The sequence below is a fragment of the Bartonella sp. AA1HLJMS genome (assembly GCF_042197445.1).
GTDB lineage: Bacteria > Pseudomonadota > Alphaproteobacteria > Rhizobiales > Rhizobiaceae > Bartonella.
The window spans coordinates 1-707 of sequence record NZ_JBHIRW010000277.1; the positions used below are offsets into that span (position 1 = coordinate 1).

The window sequence follows — 707 nt, forward strand, 5'->3', positions numbered from 1 at the left end:
AAATTTTGATAAGGATTGATTTTTTCGCAAGCCGTTGTCAACTCTTGCGCAATGATCACTTCATTTGTCCAGTCAAGGGTGACAGGCGCTTTTAAAGGAGCAGTATAGAATGTTGGGTCAATGGCAAGCTGCAAAATGCCGTTGCCTACAGCCCCCGTTTGTTGAAAGCCTTCATCTCTATAAGAGTCATCAAGAAAGGGATCAGCGAACATGCCTTTTTTGGCAACAGGCTCTTTAGAGTCAACATTGCTTTTAATCCGTTCTAATTGCATCAGACGGTCAAGCGAAAGCACTCGTTGAAAATAGCGCCACATCTCATCATAGGGGGCAACACGGGTGCCATCATTAACCACAACCGGCGTTTCAAGCCAATTGTTGGTAATGGTTGCAAGGGACAACACATCATCAGGGACATTTGGTGCCATGGGATGATCTGATGAAACTCCTTTGATATAGACGACATTGCCCCCCGTGTTGAGACCTATACGGTCAATGCGGGGTAATTTGTAAGTGTAACTGACGATAATATCACCACCTTGCGCCCCACCTGAGACAGTGATTTCCTGCGCTGTTACTTTATCAGCCGTGATTTTTGCGCGATAGCGGTAAGTCACCTTATAGCTGCTCCCTGCTAAAGGTTCGTCTCCCACGGGTGCCCAATCAATGGTGTCTCCGGTTTTTTTAAAATCTGTGCCTTCTTTAAATTC

General features: G+C 45.7%; 1 protein-coding gene. It reads right to left on the reverse strand.

The window, feature by feature from the left end:
- Positions 1–707 (reverse strand): DUF4815 domain-containing protein (locus tag ACFIQE_RS11175; RefSeq protein WP_375707780.1); only part of this gene is annotated, 707 nt, incomplete at both ends.